This is a genomic window from Gaetbulibacter sp. S0825 (assembly GCF_011777505.1).
GTDB lineage: Bacteria > Bacteroidota > Bacteroidia > Flavobacteriales > Flavobacteriaceae > Pontimicrobium.
In genome coordinates this window covers 291,339-310,917 of record NZ_JAATJT010000003.1, presented here as the reverse complement: position 1 = coordinate 310,917, position 19,579 = coordinate 291,339, and the positions used below count along the sequence as shown (strand labels likewise).

The window sequence follows — 19,579 nt, the reverse complement described above, 5'->3', positions numbered from 1 at the left end:
TGGCATTAAAAGTTCACAAAATAAAATTAGTATTCTATTGCTTAGATTTGAGAAAGAATAATCATTGTTTTCAACAAAGTAATTAACAGCAATTTTCCTACTAAAAGTGACTTTTTAAGCTATTTTATTTAATACTTTTTTTATGATTTCACAGCCTGTAATTAACTCACTGTCAGATATGGTAAGGGGAGGTGTGATACGAATGGCACAAGGTTCAAAAAGTAACCAGAATAGTATTAATCCTTCTTCTTGACATTGTAAAATAACACGATTTACTATATCGTCAGATGGTAAAATAGCGGCTAACATCAATCCTTTTCCTCTAATTTTTTTAATAAGAGGGTGCAGAAGATGTTCTCTAATTAGTGTTTCTTTTTTTAAAGTTTCAGAAATTAAATTAGTAGATGTAATTTCTTTAAGTGCTGCTAATGCTGCTGCAGCTATTAAAGGATGTCCTCCAAAAGTGGTGATATGACCCAATTTTGGATTGTCTTTTAGGCAATCCATCATTGCTTTTGAAGTTGTAAAAGCACCAATTGGTAAACCACCTCCAAGGCCTTTTCCAGTAACCACAATATCTGGAATGCAGTTGTAATTTTCGAAACCAAAGAGTTTTCCTGTACGACCAATTCCTGGTTGAATTTCATCTAAAATCAATAAGGCTCCAACCTCGTTACAGCGCTTTTGTACTTGTTGTAAATAATTATTTGTTGGCTCGATAAATCCAGCGCCACCTTGAATGGTTTCCAATATGACAGCTGCAGTTTTCTTGGTGATTTTTGTTAACTCTTCTGCATTGTTAAAAGTAATAAACCGAACATCAGGAACTAATGGTCTAAAAGGTTGCTTGCGTTCTTCAAATCCCATGATACTCAAAGACCCCATGGTATTTCCGTGATAGGCTTTGTGTGCGGCAATAATTTCAGAGCGTCCTGTATAACGACGCGCTAGTTTAAGTGCGCCTTCGATAGCTTCGGTACCAGAATTGGTTAAATAGGTACTTTCTAAAGGGTCTGGTAAATGTTTTGCTAAGAGTTTTGTTAAATCTATAGCTGGCTTTTGAATATACTCGCCATAAACCATGACGTGTAAATATTTATCGGCTTGTTCTTTTATAGCTGAGACAACTTTTGGGTGACCATGACCTAAAGGGCATGCAGATACGCCAGCAACAAAATCTAAATACGCTTTATTGTTGGTGTCATAGATATAGTTCCCATCTGCATGGGAAATTTCCATTGCCAATGGATGTGGTGTTGTTTGCGCTTGGTATTTAAAAAAATCGTTTTTAATGTTATTGTTGTTTTGTGATTTTTTTAGATGTTTTCTCACCAATTTTTGGTTTCTTAGGAATCTTTCGCGATGCCTTACTTTGTTTTGAGTTACTTTTTTTGTCCGATTCTTTTACACGTAGCATCAATGCATCATCAAAAAATTCATCTTGAGGCACGTAATCTTCCAATCCTTTAATTACTGGTAGTTCAAGCGGAGGGTCATCTTTAAAAAGGTCATCTACACTTTTTGGTCGCTCATCGTCTCTCCATACAAAACCTCTTAGTAAGCTTTCTTTTTCGGGAAAATCACCTTCTGGAAATACATTGCCATCTACATCTTTAATTTTTCGTACTTCATCAATAGCATTATCGGTAATCCATATTTTTATGATTCCAGATCTCGATTTATCTGTACCTACGAGTTCGTTTTTGTCATTTCTCATATAGTAAATGGACTCTGCATTTTTTATAATGTCAATGGTGCTGAGTTTATTATCTTCAAAAAAACCAAAAAGTTGTTTTCCAGACATTTGATGATAGCCATTTCCAAGAGTATCATTACTAATTATAAAAGCGTTATCAAATACTTTTAAGGAATCTAGTTTTTTAGTTTCTGGATTAGAAATGAGGTGGATGGTATCTCCAGTCATTTGGTTGCCAATATTCCATAAAACTGGTGTGCGTTTTTTTGCAAATTTATCATTAGATGAAAAGCGTCCTAAATTAATAAGTTTTGTCAATCCAGTTTTATGATTTACATGAATTGAATCTGCTTTTCCGCTAATATCCGATTTGTAGATTTTCGCGTTATAATAGGCTCTTGTAATTCTGTTTTCAGGCTTTCCTGTGACCATTAAAGTGTCGCTATGAATATAAATAGAATCGTTTTCTTGAACTGAAATTGCCAGGGCACGTTTGGTAATAAATACAGAATCCCTATCCCTAAAAACTTCGGCATAATGGCCTTTTATAATCGCTTTATTTATGGTGTCGGTAATTTTTATATTGTTTGTTGCCGAAGCAAAACTTCTGTTTCTATCAAAATACAAACTATCACCTTCTATAATTCGGTCATCATAATCGATTCGTGATTTTTTTAAGAAATAGCCTGTGTCATTTTTAGTATCGTAAAAACCCCGCTCACAATAAATTGTACTCGTTTCTCCAGTAATAGTTGTTGGGCCAAAAAGATACGCTCTACCAGTTTCAGAATAATAATCTAACTGGTCTGATTCTATAACATATTCAGGGTTTACCAATTTTACATTTTGAACGAACTGGTACTTTTTATTGGACATGTAATAAATCCCTCTTTGACTTGTAATTGTACCAGATGAATCCTTAACAACTGTTCCGCCGCTTTTATAATAAGCTTGCTGTTTTACACGATCCATGTAAAGCGTATCAGTTTTTATGATTGAAGTGGGGTCTGTTAAAACAACGTCACCACTGGCATAAGCTAGTTTTGTGATTCCGCTATACTCAACATATTTCGAGTTCATGTTAATGGAATCCCCTTGTTTTATTATAACACTGCCGTAAGCTTCTACAAAGTTTTCTTTCTCAAAGTATATAGCTTGATCACACCACATATCAATACCATCATGGAAAATGTGAATTTGTTGCGAATCGTCTCTAAAAAAGATCCTTGCTCCAGGATGTTTTTCTTCGTTAAATTCAAAATTTCCAGCATACTTAACTTCTATTTTTCGTTTTTGTTGAGCAAATAAGCAAGTGGAAACAAGAAAAGTAATGAATACAAGTAGATATGTGAATTTATAAAATTTCAAGGCCTATTATTTATGGTAAAAATAACTATTATATTAGTTCTTTATTGCTAGTTAATAAATTTTTAGCATAAAAAACCTGTAAACAACTAGGCTGATTACAGGTTTTATTTATTGAGTTAACTTTATTTACCTAAAAATAGTTTGCTTTCTGTCTGGTCCAACAGAAACTATTTTAATAGGTGTTTCTAGTTCTTTTTCTAAAAAATCTATATAGTCGTTTAATTCTTTAGGTATTTGAAAATCATTCTCCATAGCAGTTAAATCTTCTTTCCAACCTTTAAATTCTTTGTAAATAGGCGTCACGTTATGTGCTTCAATATTAAAAGGCAAATGTGTGATTTCTTCTCCCTTATACTTATAGGCAGTACATACTTTTAGGCTTTTAAAACCTGACAGAACATCAGCTTTCATCATCATTAATTGCGTAACACCATTCACTTGGCAGGCATATTTTAAAGCTACTAAATCTAACCAACCACAACGACGACTACGTCCTGTTGTTGCGCCAAATTCATGACCAACACGCCCCATAGTTTCTCCAACTTCGTCAAATAACTCGGTAGGAAATGGTCCTGAACCAACACGAGTTGTGTAGGCTTTGAAAATACCGAATACTTCTCCAATTTTGTTTGGAGCAATTCCTAAACCAGTACAAGCACCTGCTGCTGTGGTATTAGATGATGTTACAAAAGGATAGGTTCCAAAATCGATATCTAGTAAAGACCCTTGCGCACCTTCTGCTAAAATAGATTTCCCACTTTTTTGAGCCTGAAAAATATACTCTTCAGAATCAATGAAAGTTAGTGACTTTAAAACATCAATAGCTTCAAAAAACTCTTTTTCCAATTCATCTAAATCATATTGAATATTTACATCGTAAAAATCAATCATAGCCTCGTGCTTATTTGCTAAGGCACGATATTTGTCTTTCCAACCTTCTAATTCAATATCGCCAACGCGAATACCATTACGTCCAGTTTTGTCCATATAAGTTGGTCCAATACCTTTTAGCGTCGAACCAATTTTTGCTTTTCCTTTAGCAGTTTCACTAGCAGCATCTAATAAACGATGTGTTGGTAAAATTAAATGTGCTTTTCTAGAGATTAATAATGACTTTCTATAATCTACATTTTGTTCTGCTAATTTGTCCAGTTCTTTTTTAAATATTACAGGATCTATTACCACGCCATTCCCAACAAGATTTGCAGCATCTTCATGGAAAATCCCTGATGGAATTGTATGCAAAACATGTTTCATGCCGTTAAAAACAAGTGTGTGTCCAGCATTTGGACCACCTTGAAATCGTGCAATAATATTATAGTTAGAGGTTAGTACATCAACAATTTTACCTTTGCCTTCGTCTCCCCATTGTAAACCTAGTAGTAAATCTACTGCCATTATGTAATTAGTTAGTTGGTTGTTTTTTTGTTCCGTAAAAGTAGAGTGAATGATTATGAATGTCAATGTCAAAAACTTCTTCGATTGTTTTTTTTATGGACTGAATTCTTGGATCGCAAAACTCGATAACTTCACCACTGTCGGTTAAAATAACATGGTCGTGTTGTTTGTCGAAATAAGATTTTTCGTAATGCGCTTGATTCTGCCCAAATTGGTGTTTTCTAACTAAAGCACAATCCAATAAAAGCTCAATAGTATTGTATAGTGTAGCACGAGATACACGATAGTTTTTATTTTTCATTTTTATGTATAGAGATTCTATGTCAAAATGATCGTTACTATCGTAAATTTCTTGAAGAATAGCGTAACGCTCTGGCGTTTTTCTATGACCATTATCTTCTAAAAATTTAGTGAATACATTTTTTACAATGTCTTGGTTTTTATTTTCGGTTTTTGCACTCATAAATCCGTTGCAAATTTAAACTATTTTTTAAACTCTAGAGACTTTTTCTATACCATTAATTTTTTTAAGTCTATCCATTAATTTCTTTACCAAATTGTTGTTTTTTACAACTACTGTAATTTTCCCATTAAACACACCATCATCAGTATCAAAACTAATATTCTTCATGTTTACATGCATGTTACTGGAAATTACTTTGGTAATTTCGTTAACCAAGCCAAGGTTGTCGATACCATTTAATTTGATAATGGCAGTAAACTCCTGTTGAGAGGAATCTATCCATTTTGCCGACATTATTCTATAAGCATAATTAGACTGCAAGCTAAGAGCGTTTGGACAGTTTTTTTTATGCACTTTTATACCTTCATTTATTGTTAAAAAACCAAAAACTGCATCTCCAGGAATGGGGTTGCAACAATTTGAAAGTTTGTAGTTAAGCTTTTCTTCTTCCTTACCAAACACTAACATATCGTATTTGGCAGTTATTTCGTCTTTCTCAATATCTTCTTTTGAAATAGACGGCTTTCTTGTGATTTTATTTTTAATAAAACTAACTAAAGCATTACTCCTTGAAGATGAAAATTCTTTAAGCATTTTACTATCGATACTACCAATACCAACACGGTAAAAAAGATCAAGACTTGTTTTTAAATTAAAATAATTTACAAGTTCATTGGTCGATTTTTCGTTAAGCGTAATTTTAAGTTGCTTTAATTTTCGTCGTAAAATTTCTTTACCGTCTTCAGCAACAATTTTGGTTTCGGCTTTTAGGGACGATTTTATTTTACTTCGTGCTCTTGCTGTCGTGGCATAATCCAACCAATTGGTATTTGGTTTGGCATTTTCCGAAGTCATAATCTCTACTTGGTCGCCACTTTGTAGTTCATGACTCAATGGTACTAGTTTGCCATTTACTTTTGCACCGCGAGTTTTCATACCAACCTCTGTATGGATACTAAATGCAAAATCTAGAGGTGTAGCTCCTTTGGGTAATGATTTTAATTCACCAGTAGGTGTAAAAACAAATATTTCTTTAGAATAAAGGTTAAGTTTAAATTGCTCTACAAAATCGACTGCGTTTCCATCAGGGTTTTCCAGAGCTTCTTGCAATCGGCTAATCCAGGTGTCTAAGCTGTCGTCCTTCTCACTACCTTCTTTATATTTATAATGCGCTGCGTAGCCTTTTTCGGCTATTTCATTCATACGCTCACTACGAATTTGTACTTCTACCCAACGTCCTTTTGGCCCCATAACCGTAATGTGTAATGCTTCATAACCAGTGGATTTTGGAGAGGAAATCCAATCGCGTAAGCGAATAGGGTTAGGTCTAAAATGGTCGGTTACTATAGAATAAATTTTCCAAGCTAGAAATTTTTCATTTTCAATATCGGATTTGTAAATAATTCTAACTGCAAACTTGTCGTAAACTTCGTCAAAAGATACGCCTTGTTTTACCATTTTTTTGCGTATCGAAAAAATAGATTTTGGACGCCCTTTAATATCATAATTTAAGCCCTCTTTGTCCAGAGAAATTTTTAGAATATCACTTATATCCTTGATGTAGGCATCTTGCTGCTCTTTACTTTCCTTTATTTTATGTAGTATATCTTTATATACTTCGGGCTCGGTGTATTTTAAACTAAGATCTTCAAGTTCAGTTTTAATGTTGTAAAGCCCAATTCTGTGAGCTAAAGGAGCATAAATGTAAAGTGTTTCTGAAGCAATTTTTACTTGCTTATCTGCTCGCATAGATTCCATAGTTTGCATATTATGTAATCTATCGGCAATTTTTATGATTATCACTCGAACATCGTCATGCAATGTAAGCAGCATTTTGCGAAAATTTTCTGCTTGCATCGACACATTCATATCCTTTTTTAGCGATGATATTTTGGTTAACCCATCAACTATTTTGGCAACAGTTTCACCAAAGAGCTGCTCTATATCATCAATCGTGAAATCAGGATTATCTTCAACTACATCATGAAGTAATGCAGCAGCAATAGAAGTGGCATCTAAACCAATCTCTGAAGCTACAATTTTAGCAACTGCAATAGGATGAAATATGTAAGCTTCGCCAGATTTACGGCGTTGATCTTTATGCGCATCAACAGCCACATCAAATGCTTTTCTAATGAGTTTTTTATCCTCATCGGTAAGCATACGGTAACTAATTTTTAGGAGCTCCTTGTACTCTTTTGCAATGGCTGCATTTTCTTTTTCAATCTCAACATCTGTCATAGATTAAAAATAGCATAAAGTAAATTAATGAGCAATATGTTTTTGGGATTTAATTTAATTAATAGCTTTGACGAAAAAGGGCTCTATTCGAAAACACTTTGTTTATACTTCTAGATTGTAGCTCTCCATTAAGTTCAAAGCTTACATCAATACTTACCAACCAATCATTTAGTCCTAGTTTTGTTCCATTAATAGTACCAGATACAATAGGAATGCTTTGTGTGTCTGCACAAAAACAATATTGGTTAAAATAGGCTTTAGCGTTTGTAATATCTTCGGCATTATAAGTGAAATTATCTAAGGAAGGATCAATTTCAAAAATAAGTCTTTCGGAATATTCGTCGTCTTGAATATTAGGGTCGTCTGCTTTAATGAACTCATACTTAAAAACAAGATTCTCACCATATTCAATATTGGCGTAAGTGTATTCATTTTCAGTAGTTAATAAAATTCTGGATTCAGTAGTGAAGTAAAAGGTACTTATATCATAGCTTTCAACATCATCAGAACTACATGAAGATACTACTAATAGAATAAGTAAGGATACAATAGAATTTTTCATAATAACATATCTTTTACAATATAGATGCATTTAACACAAAAACGTTGCGTAAATTTTTGTTATTCTTTTTTCTCTGGGATGGGCGAAATCATTATATGTGCTCTATGAGTTCCAGGATTCATTATCCAAGGATGGTTAGGTGCTATTGGAACCTCAGGTAAACCAGTAGATTCAGCTGTAGCAAATGGCATATATACAACATACCTGTACTTTGCGTTTTTAACTTTAGATGTTTCTGGATTGTATTGTGTTTCAGGTCCAAAGTAAATGTGTAACGTTGATCCAAGCCCTCCCATATCAAGCTTTCCAGATTTAGCTTCTGCTTCTCTAATATTAAATATTTCTTGAAACGTTTTTCCTTCTGCTTTTAATGCTCTACCTCTTGCCATAAATGGTTCAAGATTTTTATGATAGCATGCTGCACTAAAACCGTCTTTTTTTGGGTCATCTGCCAGACAAATAAATTCATTACTACCTTCTTTTAGGGTTACAAACTCTCCAGCCATATTGTATCCAATTACTGTGGCATTTGCTCTACTTTCTTCAGGTGCAGCCATTAATGCGGTTGCAATTAAAGCTTCATCTGTAGTTATGTCTTTAAGAGTGATATCTACTTCTTCTGAAGCATCAGTTTCTAATTGAGTTGTCGTATCAGATTGTTCTGTGCCATTATCTTTTGTCTTAGACTCTGAGTTACAAGATGTTAATATTGCTAAAAAAGCAAATACTATAATTACTCTTTTCATGTTGTTTGTTTTAGTTTCAACTAAGATAATGAAATTAAAAATGCTTTCAATTTTTTTTGAAGTTCGTTTAACGGTCTTGTGTATGGTTTGTTGTGTGTTTCAAGCAACTATTTAGTAAATAATTACCGACCAAGAAAGTCCGCGAGGACTTTCGTAAATAGGGAAGTAGCCAGCAATAAATTATATACGGTGTTGGCAACTGGCTTATCATTCAAGATAGAGTTTTTAATATATTCCAATTTTTTTATTTTTAAAGTCTATAACTATAGTGCTATTCCAAAATAAAAAATTTCCAGCCATTCCATCTGTTTTTTTGTCTATTCCTAAACCTGTATGGTTTTCGTAAATTTTCACATTACAAAATTTCCTACCAGCTAAATCAAATGTGTCAGTAATCATTCTACTATCAACTATATGCTTTTCTCCCCAAGAAGAAATTTCAATACTATCTAAAACTGGATTTGTACTAAAATTATTGATATTTTTTGTACTGGTAGCAAGTGGAAATAAACTTGACCCATTGTCAAATAATATTCTATATTTTTTTGAATTTAATAATAGTGGAAGAACGGGTCTGCCATTTTTATCCAATTCAATATCAACTAATGTCTTTTTGAATTGATCCGGAACTTCTTCACAAATAGCAAATTTTTGTTTTGGATAATCAATAATTAAAACCTTTCCTTGAAATAAATCAGCTCCAATCGTTCCTATATGAATCGTATCTCCTTTGTTAATTTTTTCAACAGATGAAACAAGACCATAGTTTCCTAGCACATATGAACTTTCATTGAAAAGTTCGTAACCTCCAAATGATATATTTAAATTTTTAAAAAGCTTTTTATTCTTGGAAAAATTCAAAGGAAATTTAAATTTTTCTACATTCTCTGACAATGTTTCATTTTGAAAATAGAATGAACTTAGACTTTTTTCATAAAGCATCGTTCTGTTAGAACCTATATCAAATTGGAAAGTCAAATTATTTTCTATTTCTTTTATTTTACAAGGAATAAGCATGGCTGTTTTTTCGAAATATTTTCCATTAATGGTTTGATTTTTCCATATAAAGTCAGCCCATACAATTTCTGCTTTGCTTGATTTTTTTATTTCCCAAATTCCAAAACTAGATTTATAAGTATAGCAGCCACAGGCAACAAATAGAATACATAGTATTGAAATTGAAATAATGATTTTTGATTTTTTCTTCATAATTATCTTTTTTTGATGTGATGAAATCCTTTGAGTTTATGGAAAGTCCAGTTAAACAAATAAAGACTAAAAATGAAAGAAATTAGTGTTTGAAATACCGCCAATTTTATGACAATTCCTCTAATTTCAGTATTATATGAAGCGAACAGGAATGTTTAGTATTCTGAAATTATTTCGCTGTAGTTTAATAGCTGTTAAGTAAACAATAATAACATTAGCAGCATATATCAGAAATAAAACAATTAAGATTATTGATCTGTTTGAGAAAAGCATACGACTTATTAGAGGTGATATGGAAAGAAAAAAAGAAAGGGATATGCACCATATGATTTGAACATTAATAATTCGTTTTACAATTTCATCAACGAACTTGGATTTACGGTTTTTCCTCCAAAGTATTAATGGTAAAATGATATTACCAAAAGGAATTACTAAACAAGATAAAACAGATAAATTAATAATCCTAATGAAAGCCGTTTCAGATTTTTTAGTTTGCTCAACAATTTTGAATTGCTCTAGAAGATCTGATGGATTTATATTAAAAGCTTCAGATAGTACAGTTAGAGTATGCCCTTTGGGTTCTATATTGTTGGATTCTAAACGCTGTATTGTCCTCAAGGACAACTTCGATTTTTTTGCTAACTCTAATTGTGTGTAGCCAGAGTTTTCTCTTTTTGTTTTTAGAATGCTCACGTATATATCTAATTATGAATTTATGTTGCTTGTTGCTAATGTTTTTACAGATATGCGTCGTTTTAATGACTTATATCCGACGTCAACTGAAGTTAATTCATTGAAAGTAAACGAAGTTAGTGGTTTTTTATGATAAAGTCAATGTTTTGTTTCTATTGTAAATGAGTAGAACTTAGCTCTGTAATTAACTTATTCATCATTTCCATGCCTTTCACTAATTCATCTTTTGCAATAAATTCATCTGCTCTATGTGCTTGTGCAATAGAACCAGGACCACATATAACAGCTTGAAAACCTTCGGCAGCGAATTGTCCAGCTTCAGCGCCATAAGCCACAGTATTCAATTTTGAGTTTCCAGAAATACGTTTTATTAAATCTACAACATCATCTGTTTCTTTAGTATCTAAATGAATGACTGGAGGATGGTTTTCTATGGTTTTAATTTTAAAATCTGGAAAAACCTGTCGCAATTCTTGTTCGCGTTCTCTGCAATAGGCTTCAAATTCATTGACAATCGTGTCTGTTTTATCCATTGGAATAGTGCGTAAATCCCAATAAAAATAAGCTTTATCTGCAATAACGTTTGGTGCAATGCCACCATTAACTTGACCAACATGAATTGAAGAATGCGGAGGATGAAAGCGTTTGTCTAATCGATTATCTTCTATGAGGCGATTCATCTTATTTTCTAACCATAAAATGAGTCGCATTGCTTCGTGTATGGCACTTACTTCTTGTTTAATTCTGCTACTATGTCCTGCAGAACCATTTACGTAAGTTTCTAAAATATAAATTCCTTTTTGACCAACAATGGGTTCCATTAAAGAGGGTTCACCAATAATAGCATATTTAGGTGTTTCGTTATAATGTGTTTTTATAGCTTGAGCTAATTCTGGCCCAGCTAAACATCCAATTTCTTCATCGTAGGAAAAGGCAAAATAAACAGGTTTTTTTAAATCGGCTTTTACCATATTTGGTAATGCAGCTAAACAACAAGCTACAAAACCTTTCATGTCGCAAGAACCTCTTCCGTAGAGTTTACCGTCGCCTTTATCTGTGAGTTTAAAAGGGTCTGTTGTCCATTCTTGACCTTTAACTGGAACTACGTCTGTATGACCAGAAAGAATCATGCCTCCATCAATAGCTGGACCAATTCTGCAATGCAATGATGCCTTATTTCCTTCTTCATTTGGAACTAAAGTAGTCGTAATACCATAAGATTCTATATACTCTTTAATCCAATGGATGATGCTTAAATTACTTTCGCCTCCAAGTACTGGAAAGGACACGAGTTTTGCTAAAATATTTTCTACTGTCATAAGTTGTTAACTGTAATTTGTTGCTACTGCTATCACAAGTGCCAAAGATGCGATTAAAAATAGGGTAATTAAGACTGGAAAAATAAATCGAATCCATCTGTCAATTGGTACTCGACACATACTTAACATAGCAATGAGACCTCCTAAAGTTGGATTGATTAAATTAGATAAACCATCGCCAATTTGAAATGCTAAAATGGTTATTTGTCTTGTTAGTCCTAAAGATTCTCCTAAGGGGAGCATTACAGGTAAGGTTGCCAATGCTTGACCACTTCCTGACGGAATAAAAAAGTTGATAACTGTTTGTGAAACCGACATGCTAATTGCAGAAGCATACAAAGGTAAATCTTGAAGCATCACTGATAAATTATAGGAGATGGTGTCTCCAATATTTCCCATTTCCATGAGCACTTTTATTGATGTTGCAAAACCAACCATAAACGCTCCAGGAGCAGCAACAGATACTGCTTTTAAAACAGTTTCACTCATGGTTGTGGCATCCATTCTAGACACAATACCACACACTAAACCAATCATTAAAAATACAGCAGATAGCTCGTTGAGATACCATTTTAAGTTGAAAACGCCATACAAAATGACTAATAAGCCAATGATAAAAATGGAAATTACCATCCAGTTATTTCCTGAAACTCTATAATCCCTAATGGGTTTTGATAGAGACATATTGCTTATATCTAAACCTTTGCCTAAGCTTTTTTCAGGGTGTTTTGTTATTTTTTTGAAGTATCTCACATTGTAATACGCCATAATGCTTAAGCCAACAAAACAAAGTATACTTCGTAACAATGCTCCTGAAAACATTGGTAATTCAGCAATTTTATGACCTGTGCCAACAGTATAAGGGTTGATAGGAGAGAGTCCAAATCCAATGGTCATGGCACCAACCGAAATACCTGCAGCCAAAATTAAATCGCCACCAAGAGCTAAACTTAAAACCGCAGCAATAGGAACCATAGCAATATTATTTTCATAACCAACTGCTACACCTAATAGGCCATAGATAAAAGTCATGATAACGATAATGAGGTTTTTATTTTTTAAACCTAAGGATTTAACGAGTGTGCCAACCGAATTTTCGACTGCTTTAGATTTTTCCATAAATCCAAACATAATCGCCCCAGCGAATACAATAAAAATAATTTCTACAGCTGCTTTAAACCCAAGAGGCATAGCTTTAAACATATCCAATAACCCAATTGGTGTAGACGGAATGACTTTGTATGAATCTGGTACGACTGCTTTTCTGCCATCAACCAAAATACGTTCATAAGCTCCAGCTGGAAGTATATATGTAAGAATAGAAACTAAAATGATGATACCAAACAACATGGTTACTGCATGCGGAATACGCTTGTACCATGGTTTGTTTTTAAGATTGATTTCGCTCATTTAAAAAATAAAGAGCCTAAGATAGTCTTTTCTTTTACGACCTCAAATTCTTAATACGTTGCAATAACGTTGGATGCGAATAATGCATAAACACATACGCAGGATGAGGTGTTAAATTACTTAAGCTGTTTTTGGATAGCTTTTTTAGTGAAGTGATAAGTGGTTCTTCAGCATAGGTGTCTTTGGCATAATTATCAGCCTGATACTCAAACTTTCGAGACATAACATTCATAATTAAACCAGTAATTTCACTAATTGGACTATATAATAATCCAAAAGCGATTAATCCAATATGGAAACTCGATATCTCAACACCTAAAGCATTTGATAACAAAGGGTTTGAAATTAATAATGACAAAATATACAGTGTTAAACCAGTTAGCAAAATAGATGCAGAAAGGTTGAAAATAATGTGTTTGCGTTTGTAATGACCAACTTCGTGAGCCAAAACAGCAACAATTTCTTCGTCATCTAAATCTTTAATTAAAGTGTCATAAAGTGTGACACGTTTTTCACTACCAAATCCTGAAAAATAGGCGTTGGCTTTTGTGCTTCGTTTAGAACCATCAATTACGAATATTTTATTGAGTTTAAAACCAACTGTCTTAGCGTACTCTGCTATTTTATTTCTGAGTTCACCTTCCTCTAAAGGTGTTTGCTTGTTGAACAATGGAACAATCAGTTTAGAGTAGAACATATTCATGAATACTGAAAAAGCAGTCACCAAAGCCCAAGCGTATAACCAAAAATTGCTACCTGTGGCTTCATAAAACCAAATAATCAAGGTTAAAATTCCTCCTCCTAGAATGACTAACACAAGCCAACCTTTTATCTTATCAAGAATAAACGTTTTGGTTGTTGTTTTGTTAAAACCAAATTTTTCTTCGACCACAAAAGTTTTGTAATAAGAAAATGGTGTTGTAATGATGTCACTAGCAAGCATAATAATTCCGAAGAAAATGAGAGCTATGACAATGGTATTATCACTATAGCTTCTAGCAATATTATCGACATATTCAAAGCCATCAAAATAGAAGAATCCTAAGGTTAAAAATAATGAGAATAGCGATGTGAAATTTGAAAATCTGTAATTAACCGCTTTATATTCTTGAGATTTTTTGTATTCATCTTCATCATAAACATCTTGTAATTCAGGAGGTAATTCGTCATTAAAGTGTTTTGCATTTAATGCACCAAGAATTTTATCAATGATAAAATTGATTATGATAATTCCTATGATGATATAAAATAGTGCTGTGCTTGTCATTAGTTAAATTGTCTTTGTCGTTTTGCTTCAAAAATTAATATTCCAGCCGCAACAGATACATTCATGGAGTCAATAACACCTTGCATTGGGATTATGATATTTTGTGTTGCATGTTCTATCCATTTGTCACTCAGACCTGTTGCTTCAGTTCCAACAACTAAGGCAGTTGGTTTGGTGTAGTCTTGTGTATGATAATCAACTGAAGCTTGTAAAGCGGCACAATAGATATTAATATTGTTTTCTTTTAAATAATTAATTACCTCTTCAGTTGAGCCTGTTGCAATTTGATTGGTAAAAACACAACCAACACTTGAACGAATGATGTTAGGATTATACAAATCGGTTTTTGGGTTGGCAATAATAACAGCATCAACATTTGCAGCATCAGCTGTACGAAGTAATGCTCCAATATTACCTGGTTTTTCAGGAGCTTCAGCAACTAGAATTAGTGGGTTTTTACTTTTAAGATTGAGTTCAGCTAAGCTTAATGATTTTACCTTAGCAACTGCCAAAATGCCTTCAGTGGTTTCGCGATGTGCTAATTTATGATAGACATCTTTTGAAATTTCTATTGTGTTTAGTTGTTGTGTAGTTAGGCTACTCAGTTGTTTTTCTGCAAAAAGTTTTGGGTAAAACAAAATAGTTTCAATCTCGTAGTTGCCTTTAATAGCTAAACTAATTTCACGCTGTCCTTCTATTAAAAACAAACCTGAATTTTTACGAGCTCTAGATTTTTCTTTTAATTGAACTAGTTGTTTAATTAATGAATTTTGTATGCTAAAAATTTGTTTTGCCATTGTCGCAAAAATAAGAATTATACTTTGGGGAACAGTGTTTTTAATAAAAAAGGCGAGCTATATAGCTCGCCTTTTAGGATGTTAAAATAATTTATTGTCCTTGATATTTATTATGGTATCGTTTCCATAATTCTGTTTGATGAGTTTCTAAGCTAATAGCACGACCATCAATAAAAGCATGAGTTAATTGGTTACCTCTCATATCTAATGCATCTCCTTCGCTTATAAAAAGTGTAGCATTTTTACCAACTTCTATAGTTCCTAATTGGTCGTCAATCCCTAATATTTTAGCAATATTAGACGTGATTAATTTTAAGGCATCTTCTTTACTCATTCCTTGTCCAACTACTTGCCCAGCGTAAAAAGGTAAATTACGTGTTTGGAAGTTAGAGTTGTTACCAGTATGAATACCCACTAAAACACCAGCGTCTGCTAATAATTTTGGATTTTTATATGGTAAGTCGTAATCTTCATCTTCGGTCTTTGGCAAACTTTGCGTGTGGTCTATTAAAACAGGAATATTATTACTTTTCAATAAACCAGTAACTGCATGAGCTTGATAGCCACCTACAACAACCATTTTTATACCATTTTCAATAGCAAAGTTTACTGCGTCAGTGATACCTTTTTCATCATCTACATGAACATAAAGTTTTTGAGTACCATCAAATAGGCCTTCCATGGCTTCAAAAGGTAAATTTTTAGTTGCACGCTTTCCTTTTAAATAGGCTTTGCTTTCTTTTACAAAATTTGCGATATCACTTACTTGTTTTCCGTAGTTGCTGTTTGGTTTCAATCCAGGAGGTTCACCTAACCACCAACGACCTCTTGAGAAACTACTTGGCCAGTTTAAGTGGATGCCATCATCTGTTTTTATTGCTGCATCTTCCCAATTCCATGCATCTAATTGCATGATGGATGATGTTCCTGAAATTCGTCCTCCATTTGGAGATACTTGAGCTGTTAATATTCCATTAGGTCGCATAGATTCTACGACTTTAGATTCTGCATTGTAAGCAATTAAGCTACGCACATGCGGAATCATGCTTCCCATTTCTACTTGGTCGTTTGTTGCGTTTACAGCATCAACTTCTACAAGCCCTAAGCTAGTATTGGCACCAATAAAACCTGGATACACATGCTTTCCAGAAGCATCTATAACTTTACCTTTAGTAGGAGTATTTGAGCTTCCTACCACTTGGATTTTTCCGTTCTCAAATACTACAGTACCATTATTTATAACTGTACCGTTACCAATATGTACTGTTGCTCCAGTTATGGTAATTGCTTCTGTCTGTTTACCAGCAGGAGTTTGTTGCGCAAAAGTTAGTGAGCAACATAACATTAAAATTGAGTATATATATATAATTTTTTTCATCTGTTATTATTTTTGTTTAGTCCATTGAATCACAATGAAGCAGTTGCTTTTCTTTTACTTTAATTGGTTGTGTCTTCATGCCTTTGTTTTTTTCTTGCAGCATCATTGACATTAAATCGCTACGCTCTTGCTTAATTTTTAATCGCATTTGCTTGTCTTTTTCAATATCAAAATAGGTAGCACCTTCAATTAAAGTTTTTTCAGCTTTAGCATAAACAGATAAAGGATGGTCACTCCACAACACTACATCGGCATCTTTGCCAACTTTTATACTCCCAACACGATCATCAATGTGTAATAATTTAGCTGGATTTAGTGTTACCATTTTCCAAGCTTCTTCTTCGCTAACGCCTCCATACTTAACTGTTTTGCCTGCCTCTTGATTTAAACGTCTCGACATTTCGCCATCATCACTATTAATTGCGGTTGTAATACCAACGTTGTGCATGATGGATGCATTGTAAGGAATGGCATCATTAACTTCGTATTTATAAGCCCACCAATCACTAAAGGTTGAAGCACCTACACCATGTTCTTTCATGATATCTGCTACTTTATAACCTTCTAGAATGTGAGTAAATGTATTTACTCTAAAACCAAATCTTTCGGCTACTTTCATCATCATATTAATCTCAGTTTGAACATACGAATGACAGCTAATGAAGCGGTCTCCATTCATTATTTCAACCAAAGTTTCCATTTCAATATCCTTTCTATAAGGTTGTCCGCTTTTCTTTTTGGCTTCGTATTCTTTAGCTCTAGTAAAATTGTCAACAAATAGTTGTTCAACTCCCATTCTTGTTCTTGGGAAACGTGTTCCGCTTTGTGAACGTGATTGCTTTACATTTTCACCAAGTGCAAATTTTATAAACTTAGGTGCGTTTTTATTTAGAAGTCCATCAGCAGATTCACCCCATTTTAATTTTATGATGGCTGAACGTCCGCCAATTGGATTTGCTGAACCATGTAAAATTTGGGCAGATGTTACACCTCCTGCTAGATTTCTATAGATGCTAATATCTTCTGGGTCGATAACATCTTCTATAGATACTTCAGCTGATGAGTTTTGTCCACCTTCGTTAATACTAGTGGCTGCAATATGCGTATGTTCATCAATTACACCAGCAGTTAAATGCTTTCCTGTAGCATCTACTACAGTTGCATTACGGTCACTCAAATTGCTTCCAACTTTAGCGATTTTGCCGTCTTTAATCAAGACATCTGTGTTTTTTAGAATACCATCAGATTCATTTGTCCAAACTGTTGCGTTTTTAAATAGTATTGTTTCTTGTCTTGGCAATTCTGAAACACCATAGGCTCCGTTAGGATATGTAACAGGCACGATTTTTACATCTTTTGAGCTTCCGCTTTTCTTGCTCATTTTATTTTTTGTAGCATCATCGCTTGGAGCTTTTTGTGCAACTACATAAACACTATTTCCATTAGGATCTATAAGTTTTCCACTGAGATTATCTCCTTGATTCACTCTTGAAGTAAACCTCATAAATTCTTGTTGAGTTGTATCTAAACTAGTAAAGGTTAGGTTTACCCAATTATCTTTATAAGTGATTTTTGCACCTAGTTGTTTTTCATCACTTTTAACATTGGCCTTTGGTTTGCTTGATGATCCAGAAATAGAAACATCGTATGTTTTTCCTGCCATTGTAAAGCTGTAATCACCATCAATATCTTTTACGGTCATGTCGCTAATAATGTTTCTGTCACCTTTAACCCAGTTTTCATAAATTTTTGTGCCTTTACTAAAAAGCTCACCTGATGTAATTAAGAAATTGGCAAAAGCTCCATTTTTTAGAGAACCTATTTTGTTTGGTTGCCCTAAAACCTGAGCAGGAACTGTTGTTAATGCTTCTAATGCTTTCGTTTTATCTAAGCCATATTCAATAGCTTTCATTACACTAACATTAAGCATATTAGGTGATTTTAACCCATTAGTTGTAAAGGTGAATGGTATACCATTATCTGCTAATGCTTTAGGATTGGAAGGTCTTTGGTTCCATTCGCGCATTGCGGATAATTCTAGTACGCTAGCTGCAAAGGTATCTTCAACGTCATACGCATTAGGAAAATTTAATGGTAGAATGAACGTAGCATTAGTAGCTTTAATTGCTTTAATGTTTTCATATTCATCGCCTCCACCTAAAATCACATATTGTGTGCCAAACTCATCACCAATTTTATCAATACGTAAGGCATTTATTTTACTTCCAGCTGCTATTATTTTGACTAAGCTTTTGTTGCTATTAAAAGCTTCAAGCGAACGGTCTTTAACTGTTATACCTCCTTTAGCATACCAATCTGCATCATGATGTACTTGTCTAATTAGTGCAAAAGTCCCCATAATGGAGCTTGGATAAGCTTGAGAAGATTTAACACTTTTGTTTAATGCTAAATAATCTGCTGACTTGTCATCTAGAATACGTTCACCATCACCTCCTTCATTTTTAAGTGCAACTAAGGCACCAGTTCCTCTCATAATACCATCTTGTAAATGTGTGTTTACAACACCAAAACCTGCATTTCGTAAAGCTGATGCAGTTTTTGAATCGTACTTAAAATGGTCTACTGCATTTTGTTCTGGTCGAATGTGATCATTCCAATAAAATCCTTCTCTATTGGCATCATACCGACTACCACCACCTTGACGTTTTGGTTTTTCGACTCCAAATGAGGAGTATAAATCAATAAATGAAGGATAAATGCTTTTTCCTGAAACATCAATTACTACAGCATTTGCAGGAATGTTTACTGTGGTTCCAGTCGCCACTACTTTCCCATCATGGATAAGTAATGTGCCTTTGTTAATTACTTGAGTTGGCGTTACATAAATTTTAGCATTGGTAAATGCTGTATAATTTGTGTTTACTGATTTTACGCCATCATTTTTCGGAACATGCTCTTGTGCTACAATAGAAAATGAACACATGAGCATCATTAAGATAAGATACTTTTTAATCATATTTGGTTGGTAATAAATTAGAACACTAAATATAATGATTATGGAAGTAGTAATA

General features: G+C 33.6%; 15 protein-coding genes. 1 reads left to right on the top strand and 14 read right to left on the bottom strand.

Annotation, left to right across the window (positions count from 1 at the left end; all coding sequences use genetic code 11):
* Nucleotides 1-114: 114 nt before the first annotated feature.
* The 8 genes from HB672_RS12520 to HB672_RS12485 form a co-directional block, all read right to left on the bottom strand.
* Complete coding sequence (locus HB672_RS12520) at nt 115-1,293, bottom strand: aminotransferase class III-fold pyridoxal phosphate-dependent enzyme (protein WP_167770204.1); 1,179 nt, start codon at nt 1,291-1,293, stop codon at nt 115-117.
* A gap of 1 nt (nt 1,294) precedes the next feature.
* On the bottom strand, nt 1,295-3,064 hold the full coding sequence (locus tag HB672_RS12515; protein ID WP_167769866.1) for an OstA-like protein: 1,770 nt from the start codon (nt 3,062-3,064) through the stop codon (nt 1,295-1,297).
* 126 nt (nt 3,065-3,190) lie between these two features.
* Nucleotides 3,191-4,462, bottom strand: a complete 1,272-nt coding sequence (locus HB672_RS12510) for an adenylosuccinate synthase (protein WP_167769865.1) — start codon at nt 4,460-4,462, stop codon at nt 3,191-3,193.
* Nucleotides 4,463-4,469: 7 nt separating this feature from the next.
* A complete protein-coding gene (locus HB672_RS12505) occupies nt 4,470-4,925 on the bottom strand; it encodes a transcriptional repressor (RefSeq protein WP_167769864.1) in 456 nt (151 codons plus the stop codon).
* Nucleotides 4,926-4,952: 27 nt separating this feature from the next.
* Nucleotides 4,953-7,166, bottom strand: a complete 2,214-nt coding sequence (locus tag HB672_RS12500) for a RelA/SpoT family protein (protein WP_167769863.1) — start codon at nt 7,164-7,166, stop codon at nt 4,953-4,955.
* 58 nt (nt 7,167-7,224) lie between these two features.
* Nucleotides 7,225-7,728, bottom strand: a complete 504-nt coding sequence (locus tag HB672_RS12495) for a hypothetical protein (RefSeq protein ID WP_167769862.1) — start codon at nt 7,726-7,728, stop codon at nt 7,225-7,227.
* 59 nt (nt 7,729-7,787) lie between these two features.
* Nucleotides 7,788-8,474, bottom strand: a complete 687-nt coding sequence (locus HB672_RS12490) for a hypothetical protein (protein ID WP_167769861.1) — start codon at nt 8,472-8,474, stop codon at nt 7,788-7,790.
* Between the two features lie 225 nt (nt 8,475-8,699).
* Complete coding sequence (locus HB672_RS12485) at nt 8,700-9,683, bottom strand: hypothetical protein (RefSeq protein WP_167769860.1); 984 nt, start codon at nt 9,681-9,683, stop codon at nt 8,700-8,702.
* Between the two features lie 409 nt (nt 9,684-10,092).
* Between HB672_RS12485 and HB672_RS14720 the strand changes: the two genes are divergently transcribed.
* Nucleotides 10,093-10,341, top strand: coding sequence for a hypothetical protein (locus HB672_RS14720; protein WP_244306619.1), 249 nt, complete (start codon nt 10,093-10,095; stop codon nt 10,339-10,341).
* 187 nt (nt 10,342-10,528) lie between these two features.
* Here the strand turns inward: HB672_RS14720 and argE are convergent, their stop codons facing one another.
* The 6 genes from argE to HB672_RS12450 all read right to left on the bottom strand — a co-directional run bounded on the left by argE (nt 10,529) and on the right by HB672_RS12450 (nt 19,524).
* Nucleotides 10,529-11,695, bottom strand: a complete 1,167-nt coding sequence (gene argE, locus HB672_RS12475) for an acetylornithine deacetylase (protein ID WP_167769858.1) — start codon at nt 11,693-11,695, stop codon at nt 10,529-10,531.
* Between the two features lie 6 nt (nt 11,696-11,701).
* Nucleotides 11,702-13,105 carry a TIGR00366 family protein gene (locus HB672_RS12470; RefSeq protein WP_167769857.1) on the bottom strand — a complete coding sequence of 468 codons (1,404 nt, stop codon included), beginning with the start codon at nt 13,103-13,105 and terminating at the stop codon, nt 11,702-11,704.
* Between the two features lie 34 nt (nt 13,106-13,139).
* Nucleotides 13,140-14,372: a M48 family metallopeptidase gene (locus HB672_RS12465; protein ID WP_167769856.1), complete on the bottom strand. Its 1,233-nt coding sequence runs from the start codon at nt 14,370-14,372 to the stop codon at nt 13,140-13,142.
* Complete coding sequence (locus HB672_RS12460) at nt 14,372-15,169, bottom strand: RNA methyltransferase (RefSeq protein WP_167769855.1); 798 nt, start codon at nt 15,167-15,169, stop codon at nt 14,372-14,374. Before HB672_RS12460 ends, HB672_RS12465 begins: the two co-directional genes overlap by 1 nt.
* 91 nt (nt 15,170-15,260) lie before the next feature.
* Nucleotides 15,261-16,547, bottom strand: a complete 1,287-nt coding sequence (locus HB672_RS12455) for an amidohydrolase family protein (RefSeq protein ID WP_167769854.1) — start codon at nt 16,545-16,547, stop codon at nt 15,261-15,263.
* 16 nt (nt 16,548-16,563) lie between these two features.
* Entirely contained in the window at nt 16,564-19,524 is a 2,961-nt protein-coding gene (locus HB672_RS12450) for an amidohydrolase family protein (RefSeq protein ID WP_167769853.1), read from the bottom strand.
* Between the last annotated feature and the right edge of the window lie 55 nt (nt 19,525-19,579).